Here is a 16,036-nt window from a genome sequence, read left to right as displayed (position 1 = left end):
CTATGATATTATCCCTAGACGAACTCAAAAACTTAGTGGAAAATTCCCAGTCTCCATCCGTATCCCTATACATGCCAACTCAAAAAGCTGGGGCAGAGACTCGTCAAAACCCTATTCGTTTCAAAAATTTAATTCGCCAAGCCCAACAAGATTTGGAAGCGTTAGGTATCAGACACACGGAAGTTTTAGATTTGCTTAGACCAGCTCTGGAATTAGATACAATTGATTTTTGGGAACACCAAAATCAAGGACTAGTAATTTTTATTAGTCCCAACTTGTTTCGCTACTATTGTTTACCCAGTGAATTTCCTGAATTAGTTGTTGTCAATAGAGAATTACATCTGAAACCTCTGCTGCATTTTATTAATAACGATGGTAAATTCTATGTTTTAGCCCTGAGTCAAAAAGATGTGAAATTCTTTGTTGGTACGGGACATAGTTTACAGGAGTTAGTAGTAGAAAATATGCCCCACTGTTTAGAAGAAATTCTCCTGGAAGACGAATTACAAAAGGGTGTGCAACACAGAGTGGGTATACCCAGAGGAGGAGCATCAGCAGCTGAACATCCAGGATCCATTCATGGACAAGGTAGTCCGGATCGAGAAAAACACGAAAGAGATATTTTACAATTTTGTTATGCCATAGATCAGGCTTTACACCATAGACTAAGAGATGAAAAAGCACCTTTAATTTTAGCAGGAGTAGAGTATCTTTTTCCTATTTATCAATCAGCAAATAGTTATCCTTACTTATTAACAGAAAGCATTAGTGGTAATGTGGAAATTATCAACTTGAATAAATTACATGACGCAGGGTGGCAAATAGTTTCTCCCCTATTTCAACAAGATACAATAGCTACCCTAGGACTGTACGAGCAATTAGCGGGGGAAGGTAGTAATATGGCTACCAGTGATGTGAAAGAAATTGTCAGTGCGGCTTATTTTCGCCGGGTAGATTCCCTATTAGTTTCTATAGATGATCAAAAGTGGGGAAAATTCCATCCCGAAAATATGAGTGTAGATTTACACACAAAACGCGAGGTATATGATCAGGACATGTTAGATTTTGCCGCTATACATACTATGTTAAACGGTGGCAATGTTTATACCTTAAAGGCTAAAGACATGCCTAGAGGAACGAAAATAGCAGCAATCTTTAGATATTAGAGTATATTAGGATCGGGTGAATCCAAGGTGTATTATGCCAACTACACAAGATCCTGATAGTTATTATGCTACCCCTCACCGACGAGGAAAACATAAAATCTTTATTGGTATGGCTCCCGGTGTGGGTAAAACTTATAAAATGCTGGAGGAAGCACATCAACTCAAACAGGAGGGAATTGATGTCATTATTGGCATTTTAGAAACTCATGGACGCAAAGAGACTGCTCAAAAAGCCACTGGACTGGAAATGATTCCTAAAAAGGTCATGGTCAAGGAGAACATAACTCTTACAGAAATGGATACAGATGCCATATTGGATCGCTCTCCCCAGTTAGTTTTAATTGATGAACTGGCCCATACTAACATCCCCGGATCTCCACGGGAAAAACGATATCAGGATGTGGAGGTAATTTTAGAGAGTGGAATTGATGTTTACTCCACGGTTAATATTCAGCACATAGAAAGTTTAAATGACATAGTGGCGAGAATTACTGGTATTGTGGTCAGAGAAAGGATTCCAGATCGCCTGCTTGATGAAGCTGATGCGGTTGTGGTGATTGATATTACTCCAGAAACTTTGGAGGAACGATTGCGTGAAGGGAAAATTTACCCCCGGACTCAAGTTGAGCAGTCTTTGAAAAATTTTTTCCAGCGTCGCAATTTGATAGCTCTACGAGAGTTGTCTTTGCGGGAAGTAGCGGATACGGTTGAAGAAGAAGCAAACACTTCTAGTCTGGAACCATCTAGTTGTAATATTCATGAACGGGTCCTAGTTTGTGTTTCTACTTATTCTAATTCACTACAGTTACTCCGTCGAGGTGCCCGCATTGCTAATTACATGAATGCAAAACTATATGGGATTTTTGTGTCAGATCCGGAGCAATTCCTCAGTAAGAAAGAAGCTGGTCATATTGATACTTGTGAGAAATTATGTAGGGAATTTGGGGGTGAATTTTTGCATGTCAAAAGTCAAAATGTTGCTCGAGAAATTGCTCGAATCGCGGCTAAGTATCACATTACCCAAATTGTCATTGGTGAAAGCCAACAACCTCGCTGGCAAAGATGGTTTAAAGGCTCTTTTACCCAGCGACTTGTAGACTTGATTCGCAATCAAAATATTGATTTACATATTATTGCTGAATAGAGAATGGAACAACCTTCTAATTTATTACTAAAACTTGCCCATCGTTTATTTGATAACCCTGATGAAGAGGCAAAATTTATAGCAGCTTTAGTTCATCCCCAACCCTTTTCACCTTCTATCCTTTGGTGTCAAAATCTTCCAGAAACACCGCCATTCACCACGGAGACACCAACATCATGGCAACCCAAATTTGTAGATCGTCTACAAGTGGGGGAAAGACCTGGTCAACATGCTCTCCATCAAGCAGGAGCTTTTTACTGTTTAGACTTTTCTTCTATATTTGCAGCATCTGTATTATTAACTATAAAGCAACCTATTCCTTTAGTATTAGATGTATGTGCCGCACCTGGAGGTAAAAGTATCTTTGCGTGGAAAGCATTACAACCGGATTTAATTTTTAGTAACGAATTAATTGGTAAACGACTAGGAATGCTAATATCTAATTTAAAGCGTTGTCAAATTCAACCTGGTTGCGTACTTAATCGAGATACTAGCGTTTTAGCTCAAATGCTGAAACAATCTATGAGTTTAGTTATAGTTGATGCACCTTGTAGCGGTCAGTCCTTACTAGCAAAGAGAGAGAAAGCTCCCGGATGTTTTCACCAGACAGTAATTAATAAAAATGCCAATCGTCAGAAACGAATTATTGCTAATTCCGCTGGGATTGTTGCTCCCCAAGGTTATTTAGTTTATATGACTTGCACCTACTCTCCAGAAGAAAATGAACAAGTTTGTACATGGTTTCTAGAGCGATTTCCCCAATTTAAACCTGTAGAAGTTAGTCCTCTTTCTCCCTACAGGTCTAATTTAACCACTATTCCCTGTTATCGAATGTTTCCCCAGGAGGGTTTGGGTGCTGGTGCATTTACAGTGCTATTTAAAAACATGACTGAGGGAAATCCAACGCAACTCATTAGAGATGAAATCCTATGCTCAGGTGTGTGGTACCAGCACAAAAACTCTTTCATGTCAGGATCGCATAATTTTTCATAATTTTTAGTAATTACTCCGGATGGGAGAGGAAAGATGAGAAAAGGTAGATAACAACTTAATGTAAGAAACATTTTGGTGCTAAACCTATGACTCAACAAAAACTGCAACTCTATTCCTTGTATCGCTTTGACCTTGTTCAGCCGAATGATTTACATCTCGTCGATGCGGATTATCCCGAGAGGCCAAGATAGGATACAATTACTGCCAAACAGATCAAACACTGATATTAACCTAGGTTAAATGTACTCGATACTGCCACACTCACGGAGACGTTCACCTTAACGTCTCTGTGTTTGAATGTTTATTTTCCCTAAGAATTGTACAATAAATACGGCGATCGCCTGGTGGTCCATGCGATCGCCTGTATTATAGAGCTACTGGTATTTTATCAAACTTATTTTCTTCAACAATATTACGGAATAAATCTCCATCAATGGTTTCTTCCACCATCAGCATTTCAACTAAGCGGTCCATAGTCATGCGATTTTCCTGCAGCAGTTCTTTTACTTTGGCATAACAGGTACTAACAATATCTCTGACCTGAACATCAATTTTGGCAGCAATTTGCTCAGAATAATCCGATTTCATTCCCCAGTCTCTCCCCAAAAATATTTCTTGACTGGGACTTTCGAGAGATAACAAACCCAGATCGGACATGCCAAATCGGGTCACCATTTGTCTAGCCATAGTTGTCACCTGTTGTAAGTCATTACCTGCACCAGTAGTTACTTCCGCTTTGCCAAAGACAATTTCTTCCGCAGCACGCCCCCCTAAAGCTCCCATAATGCGAGCTAACATTTGAGAGCGAGATACTAAACCCTGGTCTTCATTAGGTGTAAACCAAGTTAGACCCAAAGCTTGTCCCCTTGGTATCAAAGTAACTTTTTGTACAGGATCATGATCTTTAACTAATGTACCAATCAAGGCATGACCCACCTCATGATAGGCAATTAAACGTTTACTTTTGCCATCAACTAAAGCCGTACCTTCCATACCAGCTACAACCCGGTCCACCGCATCATTAATTTCCAGCATAGAAATTTCTTCCTTGCGCCGTCTAGCTGTCAAAATAGCTGCTTCATTGAGCAGATTAGCCAGGTCTGCACCGGTAAAACCAGGGGTGCGTTGGGCAATTTCCTCTAAGGAAATGGTGGGGTCTAATTTCTTATTTCGAGCGTGGACTGCCAATATATCTAAACGTCCCTTTAGATCTGGCGCATCTACAATTACCTGTCTATCAAAACGACCGGGACGTAACAAGGCAGAATCCAACACATCTGGACGGTTCGTAGCAGCAATAATAATAATCCCATTATTGCCTTCAAAACCATCCATTTCCGTTAGCAACTGATTTAGGGTTTGCTCTCTTTCATCATTACCACCACCAATACCTGCTCCTCTCTGTCTACCCACAGCATCAATCTCATCAATAAAGATAATACAGGGAGCATTTTCCTTAGCCTTTTTAAACAGGTCTCGCACCCGGGAAGCGCCCACACCCACAAACATTTCCACAAATTCCGAGCCAGAAATGCTGAAAAATGGCACAGATGCTTCCCCAGCAATGGCTTTTGCCAATAAGGTCTTACCAGTTCCCGGTGGTCCAACCAATAGTACACCCTTGGGAATTTTTGCCCCCACAGCAGTAAATTTTTCCGGTTGTTGTAAAAATGTCACTACTTCCTGTAGTTCTTCCTTAGCCTCAGTAATTCCAGCTACATCATCAAATTTCACCCCGGTTTTAGCCTCCATTTGAAACCGGGCCCGAGATCTGCCAAAATTCAATGCCTGGTTGGAACTACTAGCAGAACGTCGCAGCAATAACATAATCAAGGCTAACAGTGGCAAAATCCACATCAAGTTGATTAGTAAACCAATGGTTGCTCTGCTACTAGCTGTGGAAATCTCACCGAACTCAACTTTTTTCTCCTTGAGTTTACTGATTAACTCACTATTTTGATCTAACAGTCTCACTGATATGGGCGCTGTACCAGGTTTATGACTGACCAAATATACCTTAGCTATTTGTTCACCTTCATCAATTTCTACTCTTTTAACCTGGCCTGCTTTAGTTTTCTGTAGTAGCTGTCCGTAAGATAAAGAATTACTACGCCCAATTTTTTGTGCCAAGACTGGACTACCCACAATTTCTGGTAGCATAATCATCGTGGCTACTAATACTCCAGTCCAAGCAAATCTTTTGGCTGGAACCTTTTTTAACCAGGGTTTTTCCAATGTTTTTCTACCAGTATTTGTCGTCATAGTATTTACCATTTAAAACCTACTCCAATCCATTCTCGGTGACCTGTTAACAACTGGGGACTTGACATTATTTATGGTGAAAGCTACCATAAACAACTGAGCCAAATCGGGGAATTTTGTCAACATTTACATGCGCATATGACCACCTTTATCAATACAGATTATGGTTATGGGAATCGAGAATTAAATCTGTACTCTCAAGATTATAGCTTGCTGACCGACCTTTATCAGCTAATAATCCGTTTACCTCAAGGTTATGTTTGTATTTACCGATAAACGCTGTTGAAAGCTGAATCTCATTTACAGCAAATCCAAATTGTAGAGACCTATTTATTAGATATCGTACCTTAAATTTATGAATATCGCATTATTTGGCACAAGTGCAGATCCACCCACAGCTGGACATCAAAAAATTATCAAATGGCTATGTGAAAATTATGATTGGGTAGCGGTTTGGGCGGCGGATAACCCTATTAAAGAACAGCAGACACCCCTAGGACATCGTGCTGCTATGTTACAGTTGTTAATTTCTGATATTGAGCCTCCATTAGATAAATTAAATAATATTATTTTAGCACAGGAATTGAGTAGTTGGCGCACCTTAGAAACCCTAGAAAGGGCAAAATTAAAATGGGGAGATGATGTGAAGTATACTTTAGTAATTGGTTCTGATCTAGTTAACCAATTACCGAGGTGGTATAGAATTAGTGATTTGCTACAACAAGTCCAATTATTGGTGATTCCTCGACCTGGATATATTATAGAAGATGCTAGTCTACATAAAATTAGACAATTAGGGGGAAAAATGGCGATCGCTAGTACTAAAGGTTTAAATGTGTCATCAACTAATTTTCGTCAACAAAAAAATCTACAAACTCTCACAGCTCCCGTAATTGCCTATATTAATCGTGAGAGGTTATACATTTAATGCTATTAAGTAATCAGACAAGTTGTACAAATTCCATATCTAAAGGGACCTTAGCGAATTTTAAGGTAGGTGTTGATAATGTGATTTTCTCCGTAGATACTGCGAGAAATCGTCTGTTGGTTTTACTGGTGATGCGACAACAAGAGCCATTTTTGAATTTCTGGAGTCTCCCTGGTACTTTGGTGCGTCAGGGTGAATCCCTGGAGGATGCTGCTTACAGAATTATGGCAGAAAAAATTAGGGTAAGTAATTTATACTTAGATCAACTATACACCTTTGGCGGTCCACATCGGGATCCTAGGGAAAAAAGCAACAGTTATGGGGTGCGTTATTTGTCAGTAAGTTATTTTGCTTTAGTGAGATTTGAAGAAGCAGAATTAATCACGAATAAGGTTGCTGGTACTGCATGGCATCCCGTGAAAAAAATACCAGAATTGGCCTTTGATCACGATCAAATAATTAACTATGGGCACAAAAGACTGAAAAATAAATTAGAATATAGTCCGGTAGCGTTTGACGTATTACCAGAAAACTTTACCCTTAATGAGTTATATCAGTTATACGCAACAGTTTTAGGAGAAAACTTTTCTGATTATTCTAATTTTAGAGCCCGGTTGTTAAAACTCGGTTTTTTATTAGATACGGGAAGTAAGGTTTGTAGGGGAGCTGGTCGTCCTGCAAGTTTATATAAGTTTGATGCCCAAGCGTTTGCACCATTTAAGGATAAACCATTAGTATTTATTTAGTATTGATTTAGATTTTTAACTACCAGGTTTATATTACTGAAATTACCACTATGAAAATAGCCATTGCCCAACTAAATCCCATTATTGGTGACGTAAAAGGAAATTGTCAAAAAATCCTAGAAACTGCACAGCAAGCAAATGATGTACGTTTATTATTAACACCAGAACTTTCTTTATGTGGCTATCCACCAAGAGATTTACTGTTAAATCCTGGATTTGTGGAAGCCATGGATATGAGCTTACAAGAACTAGCTCAAAATTTACCAACTCACCTAGCAGTTTTGGTAGGAACTGTGGTTCGGAATGGAGAACATCACATTAGGGGGGGGAAAAATTTATTTAATAGTGTTGCTTGGTTAGAAAAGGGGAAAATTCAACAATATTTTCACAAAAGACTATTACCTACCTACGATGTTTTTGACGAAAAACGGTACTTTGAGCCTGGGTTAAACCCCAACTACTTTACATTAGATGGTGTTAACATTGGTGTGACTATATGTGAAGATTTATGGAATGATGAAGAATTTTGGGGCAAAAAGTGTTACGCGGTAAATCCCATTGTTGATTTATCGGTTGTGGGGGTAGATTTAATAGTCAACTTATCTGCTTCTCCTTATACAGTTGGTAAACAGAAAACCAGAGAAGCAATGTTAAGACATACCGCTGTAAACTTTCAGCAACCTATAATTTACACTAATCAAGTTGGTGGTAATGATGATTTAATATTTGATGGTTATAGTTTTGCTGTCAACTCCCAAGGTGAAATTCTATATCGAGGTCATGGTTTTACTCCAGATTTTCTCATAGTAGAATTCAATCAACATACAAAAGAGGTGGAATTGGCTTCCGACTCAGACCAAAATCCGATTATTCCCATCTATGAATCAGAGGATGAGGAAATCTGGCACGCTTTAGTTTTGGGGGTGAAGGATTATGTGCAAAAATGTCGGTTTTCTCAAGTGATTTTAGGTTTAAGTGGTGGTATAGATTCAGCCTTAGTTGCTGCTATTGCTACTGCTGCATTGGGCAAAGAAAATGTTTTAGGCGTGTTAATGCCTTCACCCTATAGTTCCCAACATTCTGTTAGCGATGCTCTCAAATTAGGGCAGAATTTAGGGATTAAAACCCAAATTTTGCCCATTGGTGAATTAATGAAAAGTTTTGACCATACCTTATTTGAATTATTTACAGGTACAGAATTTGGAATTGCTGAAGAAAATATTCAGTCTCGTATTCGAGGTATTCTATTGATGGCAATATCCAATAAATTTGGTCACCTGCTTTTATCCACCGGTAATAAATCAGAAATTGCTGTTGGTTACTGCACCCTTTATGGTGATATGAATGGAGGTTTAGCAGTAATTGCGGACGTGCCAAAAACCCGCGTTTATTCTATTTGTAATTGGTTGAATGGTCAAAATCAACAAGAGGTTATTCCCCAAAACATTTTGACCAAGCCTCCCAGTGCAGAACTCAAGCCTGGTCAAACTGATCAAGACTCCTTACCACCATATAATATTCTGGATGATATTCTACAGCGTTTAATCAATCAACATCAATCAGTAGAGGAAATAATAGCTGGAGGTCATGATTTAGGGACTGTAAATCGGGTAATCAAGCTAGTTGCTGGATCGGAATTTAAGCGTCGACAAGCAGCACCGGGACTGAAAATTACCGATAGAGCTTTTGGTACGGGTTGGAGAATGCCCATTGCTGCTCACAAGAGTTAGGTCACTGCTAGTGTACACAGGCATAAAATTGATAAACTGTTACACCAGAACAATATCACTAGGGTGATTGACTGCATACTAGTCTAACACAATGGTTTGATTGTATAGTGTAGGTTCTCTTTATGTGGTGAACTGTGCTTGATTAGGGGTAAATCTCTGGGTATTCTTGTCAAACTCACCCCTAGTACAGAGGTCATGATTTTAGATAACTTTGCGCGACAGTTACGCCAAGAAGCACAACGTTGGCGCGATGAAGGAATTATCAGTTCTTCCCAGTATGAACAAATTGCCGATCGTCATCAATTTAAAAAAATAGAAGGATCTGCTAAAGAAAGTTCTGGGTTGATAGCTATTGCTTTTGGTGGTTTATTGCTGATTTTGGGTATAGTTATTTTCCTAGCAGCAAATTGGCAAACCTGGTCCAGGGAAGTGAAATTTATCTTGTTAATGAGTCTATTTTTATCCACTGCTATTACTGGATTTTTCACTTGGAGAGAACCAACCCTAGGTCGGGAAAAAAAGGGAGAAGAGAAAAAATCTAAACCTGGTAAACGCTTTTTAGGGGAAGGTTTACTGCTACTGAGTAGCCTAATCTTAGGAGCAACATTAGTCTTGATGGCGGAAATATTTAATATTAGTGGTTCACCCACACAGTTGTTTTTAGCCTGGGGTTTTGGTGTTTTGATAATGGCCTATAGCCTTTGTATTAATTCCTTAGGAATTTTGGCTATTTTGCTATTACAAATTGGCTATTGGTTGGGACTTGGAGAATTTTCTGTAACTGGTGGTAATTTAAATTGGGATCAATTAGCTGTTCGACATACCCCTTTAATTTCCTGGGTGTTATTTGTTCCATTAGCTTATATTTGTCGTTCACGGATAATTTTTATCCTAGCAGCGATCGCCTTTACGTTTTCCCTGCAATATAATCTTCAACCTTTACCACTATTAACTTCTTCAGATGTTTTTCCGTGGGTAGCTTCTTTTGCTTTAGCATTACCACCCGCCCTATTTTGGAGTTATGATGATTTACTGTTTCCCACGGTAAACTACCGGTTATTTCAAGGAATAGCTCGCCATTTTGCCCTAGGTTGTTTTGCTGTGGTATTTTACCTTTTATCCTTTCGTTGGCAATGGCAATCCTTGGAATTGGACAATTTCTCTAGTTCCTTCAATAATCTCTCCACCGGGTTTCAATATTTATCTATTATTGATTTAGGAATTATTGGTGGTTTGGTATTTATTCAATGGTTATTTCTCTTTCGTCATCGCAATAATCCTAACCGTCGAGAAGCATTTTTCACTTTAACTGTAATTGGCATTTTTTTAGGTTTCATTGTGATCATTCCCTTTTGGCATCAGGGTATTGGTCGAATTACAGAATTGGGAATTTTCATTTTTAATTCTCTGTTGTTTACTTTATCCTGGGGATTAATTCAAGAAGGATTAAAGTTGAGTAGCAGAACTGCTTTTTGGTGTGGCATGATGTTATTAATCTTGCAAATTATCAGTCGTATCTTAGAGTACGACACCGACTTATTATTTAGATCCTTAGTATTCGTAATCTGTGGATCTGGTTTGATTTCTGCTGGTCTTTGGTTTGAAGGGAGATTACAGGAACGCACAGTGAAAAAATAGTCAATTCAACTAACTTACCATGACAAATAACACACCGGAAAAAAATAAAACCTCGACTCCAGAAAAGGAGTTTTCTGAAAAGCTGACTTTTCGTGATTATTTAATTGCTACGGAAGAAAAAGCTAATCAACCTCTACCATTTTGGAGATTGGTTGCTCCTCTCCTAGTACAAGTGGGTTTGATTTTAGGGGTTCCCAGTCAAGCAGTTTATACAGAAATGGCTGGTAAGTCGGTGATTTTGCAAACCTTACCCACTGATGTTTCTAACCTATTAGAAGGATCTGCTTTATCTTTTGATTATAATATCTCTCGTCCCCAAACCTTGAGAAGATTACCCGGTTGGAGAGACTGGGTGAGACAAAATTCTCGGAGAAATGGCAGAATTATCCAAGGTAGTACTTTATATGTGATTTTACAGGAGCAACGGTCATTAAACCGTCAATTTAATAGTCCATTTGATGATAGATTCACTAGCGATCGCCCTAATGTTGGTAACCTTAACTCTACTGTTCCTCTAGCTTGGAAACCCGTGAGTATTAGTTCTGATCTTCCTATGTATTTATCCAATAATCAGGTAGCTTTAAAGGGTAATTATCAAAATGGGTCAATTAATTACGGATTGGAAAATTACTATGTTTCTCAAGCACAAAGAGAACAAATCGATTATGACTTATTCCAAGCACGGCAAAATCAACGTGCTAGGAGAAGATCAATACTTGTGAGAGTAAAGGTTGATTCTCAAGGTAACGCTATCCCTACCAGTATGTGGATAGGCGATCGCAATTATAATTTTTAAGGTTAAAGGATTCCCTAGGGAATCCTTTTTTGCTAATCAATGTTAAAGTTGAAAGGGAGACGAGCATAAATTCCCTGTGGGTCATTCATGATGCGAAAGATTGTTGATTCTTTTCGTACTTTTTCCAATTCTGCTATGAGTGGATTAGTTTGACTTATGTCCCAGTTGTGCATCCCTATTATTGCTTCTTTAAGTTTTCTGCCAAAAAAACGCTCTCCCAAAGTGGTTACTTCTGGATACTCTTCCACTTGCCAATCTTTACCTAATTTTGCTTTCTTAGCTGCATATTCAATGGCAATATTTAATCCGCCAATCTCATCCACTAAACCAATTTGTTTTGCTGTCGCACCTGACCAAACTCTCCCTTGTGCAATTTCTCCTACTTTTGTTTGGGGAAGTTTTCTACCCTGAACAACTTTATTGATAAACATATTATAAATTCGGTTGACACTGCGTTGATAAATTGCCAGTTCCTGTGGTGATTTGGGACGGGAAACAGTTTGGCTATCCGCAAATTCGCTAGTTTTTACTGTGTCCCAAGTAATACCATTATTATTGGCCAATTTTTGACCGTTTAATAACACACCAAATACACCTATTGAACCTGTAAGAGTTCCAGGTTCGGCAAAAATATGATCGGAATTACTAGCAATCCAATACCCCCCTGACGCTGCTACATCACCCATGGAAACAATTACTGGTTTGACTTGCTTGGTTAATTGAATTTCTCGTTCTATAATTTCTGAAGCTGTTGCACTACCCCCAGGACTATTAATTCTCAAAACTACGGATTTAATGTCTTGATCTTGGCGAATTTTGCGGAGTATCTTAGCATAGCGATCGCCTCCTATTTGGGAACCTTCTCCCTCGCCATCTACTATCTCTCCCTCTGCATAAACTACAGCAATTTTATTTTGTGAATTCTGCTGTTCTTCAATTTCCCTAGCTTCTACGTAATCGCTAACGGGTATGTGTCTGAAGCTCTTACCATCATTGTCACTGGTGCCTATTTTTTTTAAATCAGCCACTACTTGATCTGTATAGGCTATTTCGTCTATCAGACCATTATCTTTTGCATCTTTTGCTTCTAATACACCTTGACTATTAGCAATTTCCTGTAGTACTTCTGGGGAAATTTTACGGCTTTTTCCCACGGAATTACGCCACTCTCCCCACAGATCATCCAATAATTGTTGGGTTTGCTCTCTGTTTTCTGGACTCAGTTTATTTAAGACCAGGGGTTCAACTGCTCCCTTAAATTTCCCCACTCGTACCACTTGCACTCCAATCCCATATTTTTCCAATGCTCCCGTCAGAAATATTGGTTGTGAACTTAGTCCATTGATTTCCATCATTCCCACAGGATTGAGGAAAATTTTATCTGCTACGGAACTTAGATAATATTCCCGCTCGCTCCAACCTACACCATAAGCAATTATTTTTTTCCCCGATGCGCGGAATTTTTCCATAGCTTGGCGAATTTCTCTTAGGGAAGCATAACCCAAACTACTAACTTTGCTAGACTCACTAACATTTATGTAAATTCCCGCAATCCGTTGGTCTTCTGCTGCTTGCTCTAATGCTCCTATCAATTGACGTAGGGTAATTTGTTCTTCCCCTCCTCCTGTGAGAGTTTTTTCTAAAACCTCTGTATAGCTGGGTTGGGTTTCCGTAATTTTTACGGATAGGTCAAAGACTAACATGGATTGATCTTTAACTTGTGGTTCCGTGTTCTGAGAGCTAGTAGCAGCAATTACCAAGAACAACAAGCCTAAAAAACTAACACCAGAGAAAATACTTAGTCCTAATAAGCTGCCAATTAAACTAGCAAGAGTTTGTTTAATAAAGTTATTCATTCGACTTTCTTAGATTTCAGATTATTGATTATTTTGTGGATGTTACCTAATTCTATCCCAATTCTATTTTATAGCTTTAGCCAGCTACATCTATAATTAGAATATTACATGCTTTGTAAACAGTTAGATTGCTTTAATTCATGCAAATTTCTATTACCTGTACAGAATAATACCGTAGTAATTTCCGCAATTAATACTTCTGTTAACTCTTCTAGTGCATTTATTGATACATCCGCAGATTGTAAAAAAGGCATTGCTAATCCAGCAATATCACTCCCTAGAGCGATCGCCTTGGCTGCATCTAACCCATTACGCAACCCTCCGGAAGCGATTAGGGGGAGTTGTGGGAACCGGGAGCGAATAGTGGTAATACATTCTGCTGTTGGTATACCCCAATTGGCAAAGGTTTTGCCTAATCTTCGTTGCAGTGCGGTTTCGGATCTTTCACTTTCTACTAAAGCCCATGATGTACCTCCTGCACCCGCCACATCTATGGCTTGTACGCCTGCTGATATTAATTTTTCTGCCATGTTGACTGAAATTCCATTACCTACTTCTTTGGCAATTACAGGTATGGGCAATTGCTTGCACAATTGGGAAATTTTGTCAAGTAGTCCATAAAAATTGGTGTCCCCCCTGGGTTGAATAAATTCCTGCAAAGGATTAATGTGGAGTATGAGAGCATCAGCTTCTAGAACATCGATAATTCGTAAGCACTCATCTATGCCACATTGATAATTGAGTTGTACCGCGCCTATATTGGCAAATAGAAGCACATCCGGGGCGTATTGGCGAATGGCAAAGGTATCAGCCACCTCTGGTTTTTCTAAGAGGACACGTTGAGAGCCAACCCCCATTGCCAGTCTATATTTTTGGGCAATTTCTGCTAACCGACGATTAATAATTCCAGCTCTTTGGGTACCCCCGGTCATGGAGGAGATTAATAGGGGAGCATGCAAATCCCGGTTGAGAAATTTGGTGCTGATATCTATTTCTTTACCGTCCTGTTCTGGTAGACAACAATGAACAAATCGATACTTTTCCAGTCCCGTGGTAATTTGATCCGATTGCACATCCTCTTCTAGACAAATGCGTATATGATCTGCCTTACGGTTTTGGATGGGATTTGAATGATTAGTTATAGATTTCACAGATACTTACTATTAATACAGGGAGTGGGACTAGATTATAATAACTGTAATATGATTGATTATTCCTCACATTGGAAATTTATTAGATTATGTGTGAATCATGCCTTTGTCTCGCATAGTTACACTTGTAATTGGCTTAATTATAATTTTAGGACTAGCTCTGTGGTTAATTGACTCCCTAAGTCGTTTATATTGGCAGCTATCCTATTCTCCCTTGTTAGGCAATTTACTGTTATTGCTACTGGTCATACTCTTAGTGGGACTAGTTGCAGCTTTTGTTTATTATGTATTAATTCTACCCGCTGGTGAAACAAAATCTCCCCGTCCCAGGGTTACTGCTGCTCAAATTCCCGCTGCTAAGTCGGATGCAGCTTCTAGCACCTTACAAGCGGTTCGTCAACAGGTGGCACAAATTCAAGATGAAGTTACCCGTCAAGCTTTATTGAGTCGCACCAAGGAAATAGAAGCCAATTTGGCACGGGGGGAAATCAAAGTAGTTGTTTTTGGGACAGGAAGTGCTGGTAAAACTTCGCTGGTCAATGCTATTATGGGGCGAATGGTGGGAGAGGTAAACGCTCCTATGGGCACAACTAAAGTGGGTGAAACCTATTGTTTGCGCTTGAAGGGTTTAGAACGGAAAATTCTAATTACTGATACACCGGGTATTTTGGAAGCGGGAATCGCTGGAACCGAACGGGAACACCTGGCTAGAGCTTTGGCTACAGAAGCAGATTTATTGTTGTTTGTGGTAGATAATGACCTGCGTCGTTCTGAGTATGAACCTTTAAAGGGCTTAGCAGAAATTGGTAAGCGATCGCTTTTAGTTCTTAACAAAACTGATTTATATAAAGATGAAGATAAGGATGCTATTTTAATTAAGTTACGAGAAAGAGTGAAGGATTATATTAATCATAATGATGTGGTGGCGATCGCAGCCAACCCCCAAGCTGTGGAATTAGAAGGTGGGGAAATTTTTCGACCGGAACCTGAAATAGTTCCTCTCCTAAAACGCATAGCTGCTGTATTGCGAGCTGAGGGTGAAGATTTAATAGCGGATAATATTTTATTACAGTCTTTACGATTAGGGGAGGAAGCTCGCAAACTGATTGATTCCCAGCGTCGTCGTCAAGCTGATAAAATAGTTTATAGATATCAGTGGATTGGTGCTGGGGTGGTATCAGTTACTCCCCTACCTGTGGTTGATTTATTAGCCACAGCAGCAGTTAATGCTCAGATGGTAGTAGAAATTGGCAAGGTTTATGGTTGTGACTTAAATTTGGACAGGGGAAAGGAATTGGCCTTATCTTTGGGCAAAACCATTGCTGGTTTAGGTATAGTCAAAGGTGCTGTTCAGTTGCTGTCTACAGCTTTACAGCTTCATGTTGCTACGTTTTTAGTTGGGCGTGCTATTCAAGGGGTGACCGCTGCTTATTTGACTGGTATTGCTGGTAAGAGTTTTATTGAATATTTTCGCCATGATCAAGACTGGGGTGATGGAGGAATGACGGAGGTGGTTCAGCAACAATTTCAAATTAATCGTCGGGACAAGTTTATTCAGGATTTTATTCAAGAGGCGATCGCCAAAGTTGTTAAGCCATTAACCGATCGTGAATAAAAGTTTGTAAC

The 16,036-nt window shown here is 39.2% G+C and carries 12 protein-coding genes; 9 read left to right on the top strand and 3 right to left on the bottom strand.

Annotated features, from left to right (window positions below; all coding sequences use genetic code 11):
* Nucleotides 1–2 precede the first annotated feature (2 nt).
* The 3 genes from IAR63_RS05945 to IAR63_RS05935 are packed head-to-tail and all read left to right on the top strand — an operon-like array spanning nt 3 to nt 3,303.
* Nucleotides 3–1,166 carry a baeRF7 domain-containing protein gene (locus IAR63_RS05945; protein WP_187706932.1) on the top strand — a complete coding sequence of 388 codons (1,164 nt, stop codon included), beginning with the start codon at nt 3–5 and terminating at the stop codon, nt 1,164–1,166.
* 34 nt (nt 1,167–1,200) lie between these two features.
* Nucleotides 1,201–2,310 (top strand): sensor protein KdpD, encoded by a 1,110-nt coding sequence (locus tag IAR63_RS05940; RefSeq protein ID WP_057178872.1) that lies wholly within the window; start codon nt 1,201–1,203, stop codon nt 2,308–2,310.
* 3 nt (nt 2,311–2,313) lie between these two features.
* Entirely contained in the window at nt 2,314–3,303 is a 990-nt protein-coding gene (locus tag IAR63_RS05935) for an RsmB/NOP family class I SAM-dependent RNA methyltransferase (RefSeq protein WP_187706931.1), read from the top strand.
* Nucleotides 3,304–3,669: 366 nt separating this feature from the next.
* Here the strand turns inward: IAR63_RS05935 and ftsH are convergent, their stop codons facing one another.
* Complete coding sequence (gene ftsH / locus IAR63_RS05930) at nt 3,670–5,577, bottom strand: ATP-dependent zinc metalloprotease FtsH (protein ID WP_407927150.1); 1,908 nt, start codon at nt 5,575–5,577, stop codon at nt 3,670–3,672.
* 343 nt (nt 5,578–5,920) lie between these two features.
* On the opposite strand from ftsH, the gene IAR63_RS05925 reads away from it, so the two are divergent.
* The 5 genes from IAR63_RS05925 (at nt 5,921) to IAR63_RS05905 (ending at nt 11,403) form a co-directional block, all read left to right on the top strand.
* Nucleotides 5,921–6,493 (top strand): nicotinate-nucleotide adenylyltransferase, encoded by a 573-nt coding sequence (locus IAR63_RS05925; protein WP_187706930.1) that lies wholly within the window; start codon nt 5,921–5,923, stop codon nt 6,491–6,493.
* The gene (locus tag IAR63_RS05920; protein WP_187706929.1) at nt 6,493–7,239 is read left to right on the top strand and encodes an NUDIX hydrolase; all 747 of its coding nucleotides are present in this window, start codon (nt 6,493–6,495) and stop codon (nt 7,237–7,239) included. Before IAR63_RS05925 ends, IAR63_RS05920 begins: the two co-directional genes overlap by 1 nt.
* 50 nt (nt 7,240–7,289) lie before the next feature.
* On the top strand, nt 7,290–8,969 hold the full coding sequence (locus tag IAR63_RS05915) for an NAD+ synthase (protein ID WP_187706928.1): 1,680 nt from the start codon (nt 7,290–7,292) through the stop codon (nt 8,967–8,969).
* Between the two features lie 195 nt (nt 8,970–9,164).
* Nucleotides 9,165–10,607 (top strand): DUF2157 domain-containing protein, encoded by a 1,443-nt coding sequence (locus tag IAR63_RS05910; RefSeq protein WP_187706927.1) that lies wholly within the window; start codon nt 9,165–9,167, stop codon nt 10,605–10,607.
* A gap of 19 nt (nt 10,608–10,626) precedes the next feature.
* Nucleotides 10,627–11,403: a GDYXXLXY domain-containing protein gene (locus IAR63_RS05905; RefSeq protein WP_187706926.1), complete on the top strand. Its 777-nt coding sequence runs from the start codon at nt 10,627–10,629 to the stop codon at nt 11,401–11,403.
* Between the two features lie 32 nt (nt 11,404–11,435).
* Here IAR63_RS05905 and sppA read toward each other — a convergent pair whose 3' ends face one another.
* The gene (gene sppA, locus IAR63_RS05900) at nt 11,436–13,259 is read right to left on the bottom strand and encodes a signal peptide peptidase SppA (protein WP_187706925.1); all 1,824 of its coding nucleotides are present in this window, start codon (nt 13,257–13,259) and stop codon (nt 11,436–11,438) included.
* A 104-nt stretch (nt 13,260–13,363) separates the two neighbouring features.
* Entirely contained in the window at nt 13,364–14,410 is a 1,047-nt protein-coding gene (fni, locus tag IAR63_RS05895) for a type 2 isopentenyl-diphosphate Delta-isomerase (protein WP_187706924.1), read from the bottom strand.
* A gap of 100 nt (nt 14,411–14,510) precedes the next feature.
* Here fni and IAR63_RS05890 point away from each other — a divergent pair, with 100 nt between their 5' ends.
* Nucleotides 14,511–16,025 (top strand): YcjF family protein, encoded by a 1,515-nt coding sequence (locus IAR63_RS05890; protein WP_187706923.1) that lies wholly within the window; start codon nt 14,511–14,513, stop codon nt 16,023–16,025.
* Nucleotides 16,026–16,036 lie beyond the last annotated feature (11 nt).

It is taken from the genome of Cylindrospermopsis curvispora GIHE-G1, from assembly GCF_014489415.1.
Classification (GTDB): Bacteria; Cyanobacteriota; Cyanobacteriia; order Cyanobacteriales; family Nostocaceae; genus Raphidiopsis; species Raphidiopsis curvispora_A.
Note: the sequence above shows the minus strand (reverse complement) of the source record. Positions and strands in the feature narration are given on the sequence as shown.